Raw genomic sequence first — 16594 nt, forward strand, 5'->3', positions numbered from 1 at the left:
TCTTAATTTGATCTTTTTATAATACTTTTTAATCTTGATTATAAAATAATCCAGCTCCTTCTATAATATCCTGCTCTTCAAACAAACTTAACACAGCTTCATTATAATTACTTAACTTTTCTGACTTTCTTATTCTTTTAATATATTTCTTATTATCGGTGAATATATGGCTCATATATCCCCAGAGTTCTTTCATTCTAAACATTGCATTCCTATCTTCATTAAATAACTCTATGTATTGCTTAAAAATTTCATCATGAAAATCTTTCAATACTTTTTTATCTGTCTTGGTTTCATTTCTTATCAAATCCATTAATCCTGGATTAGCAAGTATACCTCTTCCAAGCATTACTGTTTTCACTTCTGGAAAAGCTTCTGTTATCCTATTGTAGTCATCAACAGTAAAAATATCACCATTGTAGCATACTGGATTAGTACTTAAAGCCAAAGCATCTCTAAACACCTCTAGATTAGGTTTATTGCCATAAAAATCCTTTTGCGTTCTTGGATGAATAATTAATTCTTCTATAGGATATTTATTGTAGATTTTTATTAACTCATAAAATTCTTCTGGAGTATCTTTTCCTATCCTAGTTTTTATAGAAATTTTTATATCATCCATTTTGTATATTTCACTTAAAAATATATCAAGCTCTTCTCTTATAGCTAAAAATCCTGAACCTCTATTTTTTTTCACCACTGTTCCAGCAGGACAGCCTAAGTTTAAATTAACTTCATTATACCCAAACTGTTGTAGTTTTTTAGTAGTATTAATAAAAGCTTCTGAATCGTTAGTAAGTATTTGAGGAACTATGTTCATTCCTTTATTATTTTCAGGTAATACATCCCTTAATTCTCTAGTTTTAAGACTTAACCCCTTATTTGCAACAATAAATGGTGTAAAATACTTATCGATATTATGAAAAAGCTTTTCATAAGTATTTCTATATATGTACCCAGTAATTCCTTCCATTGGTGCTAAGTAGTATTTCATTTAATAACTCCTCATATAAATATTATATTTATTTTGTGACCGATACTAATTTTATAATATTGTCCTTTATAAATCTTTTTAATTATAAATTAAAAAAGCTACTAAAGCGACTATATTCACATTTTTTTATGATTTATTATACAGTAAAAATCCACGATATTTCTATCGCGGATTTTTGGTAGAAACCAAGTACTATTAATTTAATAACTAAACCTGAAACTTTTCTATAAGCGTCTCTAATGCTTGAGCTAGATTATAAAGCTCATCTGCTTGCGCTTTTACGTTTTGCATATCATTTAATTGGTTAGATACGCTAGCATTAACTTCTTCAGCCGCAGCTGCTGACTGCTCAGATACGAAGGAAATGTTATGTATATTTGATGTAAGTATACCACTGTTAGTTAACATTAATTCTATACTTTCATTCATTGAAGTAATTTTTTCTATTATGCTTTCAATGGATTCACTTAAACTAACAAAACTTACCTCTGTAGCAGACATTGCAGAGTTTTGATTTTCCACATCTGCTTTAATATTGTCCATACTCACCGCAGCGGTTTTAGTAGTTTCTATAACTCTAGTTATTATATTTCTTATATTTACAGCAGATTCACCAGACTGTTCTGCAAGTATTCTAACTTCATCAGCAACTACCGCAAAACCTTTTCCAGATTCCCCTGCTCTTGCAGCTTCTATAGCAGCATTTAAAGCCAGTAAGTTAGTTTGAGATGAGATATTTAGTATTGTGCTCAATATTTGCCCAATATCTTCAGTCTCCTTCACTAAAACTCCGATACTTTCGGAAATTTGAGAAACTCCGTTTATAGTGCTTTCATTTTTTGTTTTAAGCTCTTTAAACGCGACCATTGTCTTTTCGCTACTAGCCTCCATCTCTTTGCTTTCTATATTTATTTTATTATTATAATCTTTAATTTTAGATAAGTTGTTATTAAACTCCGTTGCAATTTCAGATGCTTTGTCTACTTCATAGGCTTGTTCTTGAACACCTTTCGAAATTTCGTCAATAACTCTCGCTATTTCTTCTGAAGAACATGTAACCTCTTCTGCTCGTTTAGTTAAATCCTCTGAAAAACTTAATACATTATCAGCAGAATCTTTCACTGACATAACTAGATTTTTAACACTACTAATCATATTAGAAAATCTACTACCTAGTTCACCAAGTTCATCAGAACTATTTATGTTTGTTACTACAGTCAAATCACCAGCTTCACCTTTTTTCATAGCTTCTTTTAAATGATTAATCGGTTTTGTTAAGCTCTTAGAAATCCATAATCCGACCATCAAAGCAGCTAAAATAAATAAAACAAAGAATCCACCCAATATTAGTACATTAGACAGTACTTTTGAGTATACTTCACTTGTGTCCATCATCCCCATCAGCTTCCAACCAGACTTTTCATTACTTATATAATAGATAAATTTATTTGTTCCATTAAACTTAACTTGAACAAAATTAGACTTACCTTCTAATAATGGTTTCATCCAAGACATTTCAGTTTTATCACTAAAAGCGTCTTCTATTTTCTGATCTTTAGTATCTGCATTTGTATTCACTCTATCAGGGTTTAAGTTTTTTCCTAATAAATCTTTATTCTTAGTGGCTAACACTATTCCTGTTCTATCTAACAGCAATATTTCACCTGTTTTTTCAATTGTAGTACTCTTAAACAGTAGTGCTATATTAGTTATATCAATATCTATTCCAGCAACTCCTACAGCTTTCCCTGAATCATCTAATACCTTTTTTGTAGCTGTTACTACAATCTTACCAGTTGCCACATCCTTATAAGCATCCTGCCAAAGTATCATATCATTTGACATTGTATCCTTATACCAAGATTTTTCCGTAGGATTGTACCCTTCTGGAAGCTTAGTCTCAGGGAATATATACATTCCTTTATCTTCAGTTGCAACATAAGCATTTAGAATTTTAGGATTGCTATTAATTACTCCTGTAAGCTCTTTTTTCACTGAGGTTCCACCAGGATTTAAAAGAGCAGCCTTTACAACAGAATTTTCTGTAATTTGGGATAACGAAGCTTCATAGCCATTATAGCTTTCATCTATAACATTATTTACACCTGTTACTGATTTTTCTATGGAGCTAACATAAGAAGCTTTAAGATTATTATAAAGTATAACATTAGAAATAATACCGGTAGTACACATAGGCACTAATATTATCAATATAAAGGTTAGTATAAGTTTTTTCTTGATAGTTTTAATTTTCATCAAATTTGCCTCCGTAAGATTATATATAGATCATCACTTCATAATAAAATTTGTATTTTAAAATCTTCTCACTACAATTCGTGAGAGTCTTAAAAATAGTTTTCTATTGAAGTGGTAAACCTTTATAGAGTTCCTACTCAACTATTAATTTATACATCTCTAAAAACTTCTGATTTTCAAATAAGTATAAATTAAGTTTTCGTAATGGAACCCTTTAGTATTATCGAGGATAATTCGACAAACTAAAGAATCAAATAACAATTCAAGTGAGTTAAAAAGGAAAACCCCTAGAAATTTCTTTCTAGGGGCTTAAAAATTATCATTATGTGTTTACTTTTAAAAACAACTGTATAACGTTCTCTATTAATCCTTTAAATCGTCTCCATTAGTAGCAATAACTTTCTTATACCAATAGAAAGAGTCTTTACGATAACGATTAAGTGTTTTTAAATCAAATTCTTCTCTATCAACATAAATGAATCCATAACGTTTAACCATACCTTCATGAGTTGAAATCAAATCAATAGCAGACCATGGGCAATACCCCATCATCTCTACTCCATCTGTTATAGCTAAATGAAGCTGTTCAATATGTTTTCTTAAATATTCAATACGATATGGATCGTGAATTGAACCATCTTCTTCCAACTTATCATAAGCGCCTAAACCATTTTCAGTTACTATTAATGGTAATCTATATCTTGAATATATTTCACGCATTGTAGCTCTAAATCCTTCTGGATCTATCTCCCATCCAAATTGGGTAGTTAACAAATTAGGATTTTTAAAGCCTTTAAATACTCCTGGTTCATCCATAGCTTTCTGCTGATCCTTTTTACCATCCACAGTAATTTCCATATTGTTCGCTTGCACTGTAGCAGTATTGTAATAGTTAAATCCGATAAAATCTGGTTTTCCTGAAGAAAGAATCTCCATATCCCCTTCTTGAATCTCTGGTACAGCATCAATATCTTCTAAGTATGACCAAACTAGACTATTGTATTTTCCATATACAGCCATATCTAAATATAACCAGTTACGAATTGCATTTAAATTTTGGGCAGCTAAATTGTCTTCTGGCTTACAGCTAGCTGGGTAAACTAATGATATATTTGGTGCAGGTCCAATTTTAGCATCAGGAATCATTTCATGACATAATGCCATAGCTTTTGCTTGAGCAACTAACATATGATGGTTTTGTTGATAAATCTCTTTACGTATATTTGTACAACCTTCTGGTATCATCGTAGTACCAATAACATCACCCATTAATGTTAATACATTTTGCTCATTAATAGTTAACCAATACTTAACCCTATCACCAAAGTTCTCATACATAACTTTTGCAAAGTTTACAAACCAGTCAATTGATTCTCTTTTTGACCAACCACCACGCTTATCTAATGCTGCTGGCATATCAAAATGAAACATTGTAACTAAAGGAATTATATTGTATTTCAAACATTCATCAATTAAATTATTGTAGTATTCAACTCCCTTAGGGTTTACTTCTCCTGTTCCTTCTGGAATCAACCTTGACCACGAGATAGAAAATCTATAAACCTTAAATCCCATTTCAGCCATTAAAGCAACATCTTCTTTATAGCGATGATATTGATCAGCACAGACATCTAATTCTGAAGTTCCTTCTGGTACTTTTTTAATATCTTGGCAAGAAGGTCCCTTACCATCAATTAAGTTAGCCCCCTCTACTTGATAAGCAGATGTTGATGCTCCCCAAAGAAAATCTGTTGGAAAAGATTTTAATTTTTTATGTAACATTTGTCATACTCCTTTACAATTTATTTTTATTTAAAGGCTTTTAACCTTAATGTTTATCTTATAACTGAATCACTTGATAATTAAATTTATATTTCTATTTATAATTTTAAGATTTATTCTTCAATAACACAAACACTACAATCGAAAACTGTATCAATACAGTTCAACGACAATAAAGCTATATAGATAAAAAGCTTTATTTTACTGAAAGAACTATGGTTTTATAATTGATTTAAAATTAATTCAATAGCTAAAAAACTGATTTTTATTTCAAAAAATATTTCATAAACCTATTGACTGATTATAAAATACGAAGTAAAATGAAATAAATTCAAAGTTAAGTTTCAAATAATTAATATAAAAGCCTTGATGGGAAGAGTAGTTATTATGAGGTAGTCAAAGCGAATCAGTGGTGGTGAGAGACTGGTACGAAGCAAATAATGAAGAACATCCCGGAGCTTCCAAACGAAATTTTTTTAAAGAGTAGTCTTGGACGGAGCCAAACCGTTACAGCTTGGACAGTATCGAATTATTTTTATTTATCATTCTGTACTGATTATAAGGGAGCTTTTTAAGCTAATTTAGGTGGTACCGCGGAAGTATAAGTCTTTCGTCCTATTTATATAGGATGAAGGGCTTTTTTTATTCTTTAAAAAATTATAATTCAATTAAATCTCTGGATAAGTATCCATAACAAATTTAAAACTAAATAATAAATCTAAAAATAATTATATTTTATTATAATCAAAATCGCATGAACGATTTTAATATCTAATTGGGGAGGACTATTAATATGTGTACAATTATGTGTTATACAGGTACGGACATGAAACATGAAAAATTTGCAGAGGCATTACAAAGAACTGAGCTTAGAGGACCAGATATGACTGAAATCCTTACTCTACCATCTGGTATCTTAGGTTTTCAAAGACTTGCTATCATGGATTTAAGCTTCAGCGGAATGCAGCCATTCACAAGAAAAACAGATGCATCTATCTGCAATGGTGAAATTTATGGCTTCCGTAAGCTAAAAGAGGATTTAATATCTAAGGGGCATAAGTTTATCTCTGATAGTGATTGTGAAATATTACTTCCAATGTATTTGGAGTATGGACTAGATATGTTTTCGATGTTAGATGCAGAATTTGCAGCTGTTATATACGATGGAGAAAAAAATACTTTCATCGCAGCTAGAGATCCTATTGGAATTAGACCTTTATTCTACGGATACTCTGAGTCAGGTAAAATAATGTTTGCAAGTGAAGCAAAAAACTTAGTTGGTCTTACACACAAAATAATGCCCTTTCCACCAGGACATTATTATGCTGATGGAAAGTTTACATGCTACTGTGATATCGCAGAAGTAGAAGATGACTACTGCAAGGATGATTTAGAAGTTATTTGCAGTAACATCCATGACAAATTGGTAGCTGGTATAGAAAAACGTATGGATGCTGATGCTCCTGTAGGCTTCTTATTAAGTGGTGGTTTAGATAGCTCATTGGTATGTTCAATTGCGCAAAAAATGTATCCAGACAAACCAATTAGAACCTTTGCTATAGGTATGAATGAAGATGCTATAGATTTAAAATATGCTCAAGAAGTTGCAGATTATATTCATAGCGATCATACTGTTGTTTATATGACAAAAGAAGAAGTTCTTGACTCTTTTGAGTATGTTATTAAACTTCTTGGAACTTACGATATTACTACAATAAGAGCAAGTATTGGAATGTATCTTATTTGTAAAAAAATACATGAAATTTCTGACGTAAGAGTACTTTTAACTGGTGAAATTTCTGATGAATTATTTGGATATAAATACACTGATTTTGCTCCAAATGCAGAAGAATTCCAAAAAGAATCTCAAAAGAGAATTAGAGAATTATTTATGTATGACGTTCTTCGTGCAGACCGTTGTATTGCTTCAAACTCTTTAGAAGCAAGAGTACCTTTTGGTGATTTAGACTTTGTGAAATATGTTATGGCTATTGATCCTGAAAAGAAATTAAACAAATACAACATGGGTAAATACCTTTTGAGACATGCCTTTGAAGGCGATTATCTTCCAAACAGTATCCTATATCGTGAAAAAGCAGCTTTTAGTGATGCTGTAGGACATTCAATGGTAGACTATTTAAAAGAATATGCAGAAGCGTATTATACTGATAAAGAATTTGAAAAACTATGTGAAAAATATAGATATCACGCTAAACCATTCACAAAAGAATCATTATTATACAGAGAAATGTTTGAAAAATATTATCCTGGCCAAGCAGAAATGGTTGAAGATTTCTGGATGCCAAACAAAGAGTGGGAAGGTTGTGCTGTTAACGATCCTAGCGCTAGAGTATTATCAAACTATGGTGATAGCGGCAAATAATTCACAACTCCTAATAACCGTCTGTAGAATATCTTCAGGCGGTTATTTTTTCTAATCTTTTTAGTCTTCTTTTAACCTCAACCCTTCTAATAAGCACCTTGAATCCATTATACAAATCTTTATTTGGATAAATTCTAATATGATATATACATATAATTAAAATATTATGGAAAGATACATATAAAAAGTTAGGAGTGATAACATGGCAATCTTAAATGATTGGACTGAATGGAAAAGCACTTTAGGCAATGCCATTGAATTAGGTGAAAATGTTGGTATGTCTGATAATACAATAACTAATGTTGCTGAAAAAGTAGGTACATTTTTAGCTAATAATATTGACCCTAGAAATCCAGAAGAAAGATTACTTAAAGAAATGTGGGATGTCTCAGATATCAATGATAAAAATGTTCTTGCTAAATTAGTTGTAAGAATAACTTCAAAATAGTTTTGTTAATAGAGCTTATTAATAAAACCGTAATAGAAATATATTACGGTTTTATTATGCACTTTACAGTTTATTGATCTTATTGAACTTTATTCTTCTTTTATTAAAATATCTAAAGTATGTGCGCTTGCTCCCAATAAATCATGTCTTTCACAGGTAGTAAGATGATATTTAATAAAAATTCCAAAGGTTTCTTCGTCCATAGCATTCAAAGTAGGTCTCATATAATTAGCCGGTCCATCAGCTGCAATTAATTTCACCCTCTGTAGTCCAGCTTCCTCATTAAACTTATTTATATCATCTATTCTTACATAATCATATAAATCTTCAGGCTCTGATAAAACATGAAAATCTTCGCTAAGCTTACCATTTTCAATACTTGTTCGAATATTATTTTCCTTAAATCCATATGTTATTACACTATATTCATTCATGCAGTAAGCTACTAAAATGACTCCTCCAACCTTTGTCACCCTTTTTGCCTCTTGTAAAGCCTTTACTTTATCTTCAAATTTATATAAGTGATACATCGGTCCAAATACCAAAGTCATGTCAAAAGTATTTTCTGAAAACCTTGATAAATCTAATGCTGTTCCCTGATATGCTTTTACTGTACTCCCCTTTGACTTTAAAACACCTAGATTATGCTTCACAAGTTCAACTGCAGTAACATCATAGCCCTCATTGGCAAGTTCCACAGAATATCTACCAGTTCCTGCTCCAACATCTAAAATTTTTGCATTAGGCTTATTTTCCAAACACTTATGAATATATTTCATGGAAGTTATATATTCAACTTGCCCATGTCTCCTCGTTAGTCTTTTATCTTCACAAAATTTATTGTAGTGTTTCTCTAATTCCTTAGTCATATCTTTATATTCCTCATCCATTATATTAAAATTTATTAAGCATATATATTTCAACAAATATTATACTATATATTACACTTAAAATATAAATTTTGATTAACTAATGCTTAAAATTTATAAAAAACTCCTCACCAATAGAAATGAATCAATCATATCTACCAGAGAGGAGTTGTTTACTCTACTTAAATTTTTATATTTTAATATATAGTTCTATTTAGTCTTTCCACCTTCAATTACAATTTGATCAGCAGTAAAATCATCTGGGAAGCTTGATTTCAATGTACTTTCATAAGCTTTGTGGAAGAATTTCTCATCATTTAACTTACCCTTAATCAAACCATTTACATAATCTAATAACTCATTATTTCCTTTTTTAACTGCACCAGCTATATAATCTTTATTACCTAGTTCTTTTATACCAACCACATACCCTGGATTCTTTTTAGCCCATGAAAGTAGTAAAGTATTATCTTGAGCAAAAGCAACTGCTCTACCAGATATTAGAGCTTGATAACCATCAGTAATTGCATCTATCTTAGTAAGTTTTGCATCTGGCACATTTTTAGTGAAGTATGCATCAGCTGTAGTTCCTGTATTGACAGCTACGTCTTTACCTTTTAATTGATCTACAGAAGTTATAGGTGTCTTTTCACTAGATACAACACCTATTGATACTTTTTCATATGGCAATGTAAAGTCCACACTCTTAGCTCTTTCATCTGTAACTGTAAAATCTGCAAGCATTAAATCAACTTTATCTGTTTGTAGATATGAAATTCTATCAGCAGGATTCATTACTACCCATGTAATTTTACTCTCATCACCAAGTAATTCCTTAGCAACTCTTTTTCCTAATTCTACATCGTAGCCTTTAAAGCTTCCATCTGCATCTTGATAACAGAAAGGTGCGTCATCTGAAAATATTCCTATTTTTATTTTTCCTTCTTTTTTAATTGCATCTAATGAACCTGCTTTTGCAGTTGATGCTTTGCCCCCTGTGTTCGAAGAACAGCCTGTTAGTACAACTAACAATGCTATGCTTACTGCTGTTATAATCTTTTTCACTTTTCCCCACTCCTTAAAATATAAAATTTATTATTTATTTAATTAAATAACATAATTATCAGATAAATTTAAAAATTTTCTTGCCTCAATTGTACCTGGTGAACTGAAAAATTTATCTGGTGTACTTACTTCTACAATATTTCCTTGTTCCATAAATATTATCTTATCAGCAACTTTCTCTGCAAAGTCCATTTCATGCGTAACAACAATCATAGTAAGCCCTTGATCTCTTAGCCCCTTAATAACATCTAGAACTTCCCTAACCATCTCTGGATCTAGAGCAGCCGTAACTTCATCAAACAGTATTATTTCAGGATTCATAGAAAGTGCCCTACAAATAGCTACTCTTTGCTTTTGCCCACCGGATAGTTCTCTAGGATAAGCGAGTTTTTTGTCTAACAACCCTACTCTTTCTAAATGCTTCAAAGCTTCTTTAGTAGCATCTTCTTTTGTTCTCTTTTCCACTTTCATAGGCCCTAATATAATATTATTTAAAACATTCATATGTGGAAAAAGGTCATAGCTCTGAAATACCATTCCTACTTTTTTCCTTACTTCTCTCCAGTGTTTATCTTTAGCTTTAGGCTCAGTTACTAATGTATCATTTAAATATATTTGTCCATCATCAATTTGCTCAAGTCCATTGATGCATCTTAATAGCGTTGATTTTCCACAACCTGAACGACCTAATATGGCAATTACTTCACCTTTTTTAACTTCATAACTAATATTATTAAGTACAACATTTCCTTTAAACGACTTTTTAAGATTTTCCACTTTTAATAGCATATCTTCCCACTCCAAATATTAAAATTCTTTACGACACCGCTAAAACTTTTCTTTCTAAATATTTTGAAAATAACGATAATGGATAACAAATAATAAAGTATATAATTAGTAGAAAGAGATACATTGTAAATGATATATTGCTAGTTGGATTACTATTATATACAACTTGAATAATACTCTGTGAAACTTTTAATACCTCTGGTACACCTATTAAAAAAACCAATGTTGTAGTTTTTATAAGACGAGTAGCTAAATTTACTATTGATGGTGTAATCCGTATTATAATTTGAGGTAAAAGTACATATATATACATTTGAACTTTTGTAAGGCCTATAGCAGCACTAGCTTCAAACTGACTTTTAGGCAAACTTTTTATATAACTTCTTACTAAATCTCCTATTTCAAATGTTCCCCACAATGTGAAAACTACAATTGATACAACTAAATTATCAGTTTGTATGTTAAATGCGTAGGCTACACCAAAAAAGAATATAAATAACCAAATTACCGGATGAATCAATCTAAATGCCTCTAAAAATATCCTTAAAACAAAATTAATTAATTTATTTTTAGTAGTCATAATTACACCAATTATAAATCCAAAAAATATGGATAATAACAATGCTATAATAGAAATTTTTATAGTTATTACAAATCCATCCATTATCCTAGGAAATGCTTTTACTATATAATCAATACCCAAATTCTGCAAAGCGCACCTTCCTTTCTAGTCTAGAAAATACGTAAGACATTGGTATTAAAATAAGCAAATAAGAAACTATCATTATTACAGCTACGGGCAGCATCAAATCAGGACGTAAACTTATAATACTAAAAGCTTGATATACTATTTCCGGCAACAAAATTATCTTCATGGCTGAAACCTCTTTAGTAAGGAATATTGCATTGTTGCTTATTGCTGCAATAGAAATAGAAATGGATTGTGGTAAAATAAGATACCTTATAGTATCAAATTTAGATAACCCTATTGCCATTGCAAGTTCTCTTTGATTTTTGGAAATTGCTTTTGTTCCAGAATAAATAGCCTCACACATGTATGCCCCACCTAATAAGGATAGGACTATTACAGAACACAAAAAGCTATCAAGCTTTACAAATATTTTAGGTAGTCCATAAAAAATAAAATAGGCTTGTATAAGCGAAGGGGTATTTCTAAAAAACTCAACATAAATATATATAATCGCTTTTAAAAAAGGAATTTTATAGAACAGAGTAATGCTACAGATTAAACCTATAATAAAAGCAATAAATATAGATAAAAGAGCTACCTCTATTGTCACTAATGATGCTTTTCCAAAAATTCCAATTAAATCATAGATATTATTTATCTCCATAAGACCTCCTAAATAATATATTAAATTGTCGTTTGTCTTTTATGGATTTTAATTAATTAAAAAAATAATCTTTTTTATTTTTATACACTTATCTAATTAACTTTAACCCCTCTTACTTTTTCATACAAATTTTATAGGTTTACTATGTTTTAAATTATAGTTAAAAACAAATTCCATGTCAATCATAATTTGTAAATTTATTAATTATACTCAATAAATAATGCATAAAGAAAAGTTTTTTAACTTTAAAATTATTATTATATTAAATAATCAACCATTAAATTATCTTTTTAATAAAAAAATCACTGAAGCAACTTCTTCAGCGATTTTTTTTGATTATAATGTCACGAATATTACCTGCACTAAATCCCATTGGGCATATTATACACCAACTTCTAGGCTTAAAAATTATTCCTGTTATAAATGCAATCAATGTGGCTGCTTCCATAAAATAAAGTATTGTTTTACCTAATGTATACACCCCCTTAGGTACAGCCCAAAACATCAATCCAATAAAAGTTCCCATCATAATTGCCCAAAGTATAAATTTAAACCTTTTAGAATGCATCCATGATGGCATAACTCTATTTCCTGAAAAGGCTTTTGTAAACTTTCCTATAAAAGAACCTCTTGGACAAATTCGTGCACAACTCATCTTACCTCTTCCAGATAAAGCTATTATTATTGGAGTAAGCATACAAACAAAGCCATAAAGACCGAAAGGAGGCCATAAGTTGGCTATCAGCATCCAACTTATAGTTATAATCCATGTCCAATTCTGCTGAGATTTTATCCACTTTTTATCTCTACTATTATTTCTTAGCTTATTTAATTGTTTTACTTCTTCATCCAATTGCTAACACCTCCTCCTTGTATATTGATTATAATTTTAAATACTACTAACCTTGATATATCGTAGCTAGTAGCCTGTTATTTTTATTAATATATTCTATCGTTCTATATGTAGTACCACTTTTATAAAATTTGTTTTAAACTGCCAGCTTCTGCAAAGAAAAAAGGTGACATAAAAACTCATTATATGTACAAAATAATTTAGAAGGCGGTGAATATGAAATGGCTAATAAAACTGATAATTCCAATGTAAACCTAGAGACTAAACACTCAAATTCTAAGAAAAAGAACAATTCTGCCTCTAGCAGTTTTAAGAGTGTTGAACCACTTCCAGAATCCTCACGTCCAAGACGCGATGGCCCTGGAGGAGAGGACGGACAATAATTTGCGTTAAACCAAATAAACAAGTGGTGATATTTATTAATATCGTCACTTGTTTTTTTTATCCTCTTATCGTAAGACAAGTTTATTTAATTAATGCTTGAGTTTAAAACAAATACTTTACTTTTGGTTTATTAAATCAATTGCAAACTTTAAAACGCTTGGACCATTGCACATACCATAATCCATAGAAGGAATAGCTTCTACTTGAATATTATATTTCTCTCCCTTTTTCTTCATTTCCTTAAGTTGAAAACGAATTTGTGGTCCTATTAATACCACATCTGCCTTTGCCATATTTGAATCTGCTGCATCAGTTGATACTGCCCAAATAGTTGCTTCTATACCTTGTTCTTTAGCTGCTTTCTCCATCTTTGTAACTAGTAAACTTGTTGACATTCCTGCTGAACAAACTAATAATATTTTCATTAAAATCACCTCATAATAGATTTCTTTCATATTTTGCTATAACTATTTACATGTTTCTTTGTGGCTATGTTTAATGTTACTGTTGAAATTGAGGTGGCACTATGGAGATACATATGAGCAAGCAATTAGAATTAAATGATTTTCGGAGATGAAATAGCGTTAAAAAACTGTATGTGTTCGAACGCAGTGAGTTTATACAGTTTTAGGTATTTCATTGTAGAAAATCATATCAATTCTCTGCGTAGCTCATCTAAGTATCGGAAAAGTGACGCCTAATAGTCATGAAGTTGAAATAAAAAATTTATTAATTAAATATGATTATAAAAACCTCTATGATATGGATTTAATGCTTTCAGAAATTCACGTAATTGATATTATTGTAAAGAATCAATTGCCTAACGCAACCTTTATAGCAAATAATTTAAACATGACGAAAGGTGCTATATCCAAAATCACCAATAAGCTGTTAAAAAAAGATTTGATAAAAGGAAACCGCCTAGAGAATAATAAAAAAGATATTTATTATTCTCTAACAACACTAGGAAAAGAAGTTTTTAAAATCCATGAAATACTTCATGAAAATGAGCATGATAAATTTGTAAAAATATTAAATCAGTACGATAAAGACGGTCTAGCCATTATTAACAATTTTTTAGATGATTTAATAAACAAACTTTAAGGAGGAGAATAACACTATGGCTGATAATAGTAATGTAAAGGCGAAAGAATATATTCATGATCTATCTGATTTACTAAAATCAATGAAGGAAAATATAGATTATTCAGAAGGAGTAGCTAATAGAGGAGATGAAGTAAATAGTTTCGTTTCATCTTTTGAAGAGCTTTTAACCCATACAAAATTTATACAAAATATCTCATCTCAAATAAACGATGTGGCATCTAGAACTAATTTACTAGCGCTTAATGCATCTATAGAGGCAGCAAGAGCTGGTGAAGCTGGTAAAGGCTTTTCAATAGTTGCAGATGAAGTAAAAAAACTTTCCGTAAGTACAAAAGACTTGGTTTTAAGCATGAACGATACATTAAATAAGATATATTCTTTGACCGCAGAAGCAAATAATGAACTAGAAAAATTGAAGAATAGGTCAAATAATATACATCAAGCTAGAAGCAACTTTTCTAAGGTAAGTAGTGACTTGGATAATGTACTCACTAAATTTCAGGAGTTTAAGCAATTATTTTAATTAATAAAGATTCACTGAAGTAATTTTCTTCAGCAAGCTTTTTAATGCATCTGTCTTGGATAATGTATATGGATGAACTTAGAGATGAATAGGTTTTATTTTTACTTTATAGCCATAAGAGGCCTCTAAAAGCTTTAAACTGTTTATATTTGGATAATTTAAAAATTTTACACTTTAACAAATTACACTAAAAAAGCCCTAGACAGTGATATGTCTAGGGCTTTATATGGTGAAGTCTAAGTGTATCCTTTGAAAAACATCAATAAATTTAAAAATTATTTAAGGTTACTATTATGACACTACGTTTTCATGTCTTAACTTGCTTGTTCACTTGTAGACATTTCTGTTAATCCCTTCTGTCTAACCCCTAGCCATAGAGCAATTCCTATCAAACATGAGATTCCTTCTGTAGCTGTCATAGTCCAAATAACACCATTAACAGCAAATAGCATGTTTCCTACAATTAAAATAGGGACAAATAAAACACCTCTCACAGCAGCCATAACATTTGATTGAACACCAGCTCCTTGTGCTTGGAAGATTCCAGTGAAAAACTCACATAGGGCAGCAAAGACAGTTGAGGATAGTTGAGCTATTAGAGTTATTTGACCAATGGCGATAACCTTAGGATCAACACTGAAGAAGCCAATGATCTGTAACCTGAGTGCAAATAGGACTGCTCCTAAAGTTAATGTTAAAACCAGCATATACAATATGGTTTTTTTAATAATTTCCATGAGACGGTTTTGATTATTTGCTGAGTAAGCAAAGGCAATTAGTGGTACAACTCCCATTGCGAAGCCCATACCAATACAATCAACAATTTGAACAACTCTTTGTGCAATTCCAAATCCAGCCACAACAGTATCTCCATAAATCATGGAGTAATTATTGAAAAGCAGACTTATAATGACGAAAAATCCACTAAGTAATAAAGCTGAAACTCCAACCTTAAAGATATTACTATAAATCTCTTTACTTGGCTTAAAATACTTAAGCGATAAATTCTGAACAGTACTCTTCTTTTGCAGATAATATATAAAATATAAAGCTGAAACTATATTACCGCAAAGTGAGGCTAGTGCTGATCCCATAACATTCATATTAAGAACAAAAATGAAAAATGGGTTAAGTATTATATTAACTACAATACCTGCTATAGTACCCGTCATAGAGACAGTTGATGCTCCCTCCGCACGTACAGATGATTCAAGTGCCATATTAGTAATACTGATTGGAGCTCCAATAACAAGTATCATTACAAAATTTCTTGTATATTGTAGTGTTTCACCACTAGCTCCTAAGAACGGCAAAATATATGATAATAAAGGCAGACATATGAGCATAAAAATCATACCCATAAACATTGATGACCAAAAGTTAATAGAACTAACTTTTTTGCTACTCTCTATGTTGCCCTCACCTAAAAGTCTTGATATATATGTTCCCGAACCTACTCCAAACATTTGTCCAAGTGCCATTAATACTAATGTAAACGGCAATGCCAGCATTACAGACGCCATCATCGCAGTATTATTAAGCTTACCTACAAAAAAAGCATCGATGATATTATAGACAACTGACGCTATACTACTTAGCATCATAGGAATAACCATGTGTATTATTGCTTTTGTAACAGGTGCCTTTTCCAGATAGTACAGTGATTTTTGATCCATATTTTCTATGTTTTCCATATAAAAAACTCCTTTCATTTTGCGAGTAAAAAAATCCGCCCTTACTAAGTAATATTGTTTTTAAACCCTGTGTGACTTCTACAAACATAGTA

At 30.7% G+C, this 16594-nt stretch carries 16 protein-coding genes and 1 other annotated feature; of the genes, 5 read left to right on the forward strand and 11 right to left on the reverse strand.

Translation table 11 applies throughout. The features are described from left to right. Positions 1-28 precede the first annotated feature (28 nt). The 3 genes from J3477_RS14480 to J3477_RS14490 all read right to left on the reverse strand — a co-directional run bounded on the left by J3477_RS14480 (position 29) and on the right by J3477_RS14490 (position 5032). Complete coding sequence (locus J3477_RS14480; protein WP_206870652.1) at positions 29-994, reverse strand: tRNA dihydrouridine synthase; 966 nt, start codon at positions 992-994, stop codon at positions 29-31. 207 nt (positions 995-1201) lie between these two features. After that, positions 1202-3250, reverse strand: coding sequence for a methyl-accepting chemotaxis protein (locus J3477_RS14485; RefSeq protein WP_228731283.1), 2049 nt, complete (start codon positions 3248-3250; stop codon positions 1202-1204). A gap of 363 nt (positions 3251-3613) precedes the next feature. After that, entirely contained in the window at positions 3614-5032 is a 1419-nt protein-coding gene (locus J3477_RS14490) for a glycoside hydrolase family 1 protein (protein WP_206870653.1), read from the reverse strand. Between the two features lie 357 nt (positions 5033-5389). Further along, positions 5390-5653: a binding site (T-box leader), on the forward strand. Positions 5654-5825: 172 nt separating this feature from the next. Between J3477_RS14490 and asnB the strand changes: the two genes are divergently transcribed. Further along, positions 5826-7415: an asparagine synthase B gene (gene asnB, locus J3477_RS14495; protein ID WP_206870654.1), complete on the forward strand. Its 1590-nt coding sequence runs from the start codon at positions 5826-5828 to the stop codon at positions 7413-7415. A 202-nt stretch (positions 7416-7617) separates the two neighbouring features. Next, positions 7618-7863: a DUF3243 domain-containing protein gene (locus J3477_RS14500; protein ID WP_206870655.1), complete on the forward strand. Its 246-nt coding sequence runs from the start codon at positions 7618-7620 to the stop codon at positions 7861-7863. 89 nt (positions 7864-7952) lie between these two features. Here J3477_RS14500 and J3477_RS14505 read toward each other — a convergent pair whose 3' ends face one another. The 6 genes from J3477_RS14505 to J3477_RS14530 all read right to left on the reverse strand — a co-directional run bounded on the left by J3477_RS14505 (position 7953) and on the right by J3477_RS14530 (position 12794). Next, positions 7953-8732 (reverse strand): class I SAM-dependent methyltransferase, encoded by a 780-nt coding sequence (locus tag J3477_RS14505; RefSeq protein WP_206870656.1) that lies wholly within the window; start codon positions 8730-8732, stop codon positions 7953-7955. A gap of 210 nt (positions 8733-8942) precedes the next feature. Continuing rightward, complete coding sequence (locus J3477_RS14510) at positions 8943-9797, reverse strand: transporter substrate-binding domain-containing protein (RefSeq protein ID WP_206870657.1); 855 nt, start codon at positions 9795-9797, stop codon at positions 8943-8945. Between the two features lie 42 nt (positions 9798-9839). Next, positions 9840-10586 (reverse strand): amino acid ABC transporter ATP-binding protein, encoded by a 747-nt coding sequence (locus tag J3477_RS14515; protein ID WP_206870658.1) that lies wholly within the window; start codon positions 10584-10586, stop codon positions 9840-9842. Between the two features lie 28 nt (positions 10587-10614). Then, a complete protein-coding gene (locus tag J3477_RS14520; protein WP_206870659.1) occupies positions 10615-11298 on the reverse strand; it encodes an amino acid ABC transporter permease in 684 nt (227 codons plus the stop codon). Beyond that, a complete protein-coding gene (locus tag J3477_RS14525; protein WP_206870660.1) occupies positions 11279-11941 on the reverse strand; it encodes an amino acid ABC transporter permease in 663 nt (220 codons plus the stop codon). Before J3477_RS14525 ends, J3477_RS14520 begins: the two co-directional genes overlap by 20 nt. A 319-nt stretch (positions 11942-12260) precedes the next feature. Beyond that, the gene (locus J3477_RS14530) at positions 12261-12794 is read right to left on the reverse strand and encodes a 4Fe-4S binding protein (RefSeq protein ID WP_206870661.1); all 534 of its coding nucleotides are present in this window, start codon (positions 12792-12794) and stop codon (positions 12261-12263) included. A 221-nt stretch (positions 12795-13015) separates the two neighbouring features. Here J3477_RS14530 and J3477_RS14535 point away from each other — a divergent pair, with 221 nt between their 5' ends. After that, a complete protein-coding gene (locus J3477_RS14535) occupies positions 13016-13177 on the forward strand; it encodes a hypothetical protein (protein WP_206870662.1) in 162 nt (53 codons plus the stop codon). 117 nt (positions 13178-13294) lie between these two features. Here the strand turns inward: J3477_RS14535 and J3477_RS14540 are convergent, their stop codons facing one another. Next, positions 13295-13603: a PTS sugar transporter subunit IIB gene (locus tag J3477_RS14540; protein ID WP_206870663.1), complete on the reverse strand. Its 309-nt coding sequence runs from the start codon at positions 13601-13603 to the stop codon at positions 13295-13297. A 265-nt stretch (positions 13604-13868) separates the two neighbouring features. On the opposite strand from J3477_RS14540, the gene J3477_RS14545 reads away from it, so the two are divergent. Further along, positions 13869-14282 (forward strand): MarR family transcriptional regulator, encoded by a 414-nt coding sequence (locus tag J3477_RS14545; protein WP_228731284.1) that lies wholly within the window; start codon positions 13869-13871, stop codon positions 14280-14282. A 16-nt stretch (positions 14283-14298) separates the two neighbouring features. Further along, the gene (locus tag J3477_RS14550; protein WP_206870664.1) at positions 14299-14808 is read left to right on the forward strand and encodes a methyl-accepting chemotaxis protein; all 510 of its coding nucleotides are present in this window, start codon (positions 14299-14301) and stop codon (positions 14806-14808) included. A 314-nt stretch (positions 14809-15122) separates the two neighbouring features. Here the strand turns inward: J3477_RS14550 and J3477_RS14555 are convergent, their stop codons facing one another. Continuing rightward, complete coding sequence (locus tag J3477_RS14555) at positions 15123-16502, reverse strand: MATE family efflux transporter (RefSeq protein WP_206870665.1); 1380 nt, start codon at positions 16500-16502, stop codon at positions 15123-15125. Between the last annotated feature and the right edge of the window lie 92 nt (positions 16503-16594).

The organism is Clostridium zeae, assembly GCF_017312485.1.
In the GTDB taxonomy this organism is placed as follows: Bacteria; Bacillota; Clostridia; order Clostridiales; family Clostridiaceae; genus Clostridium_AR; species Clostridium_AR zeae.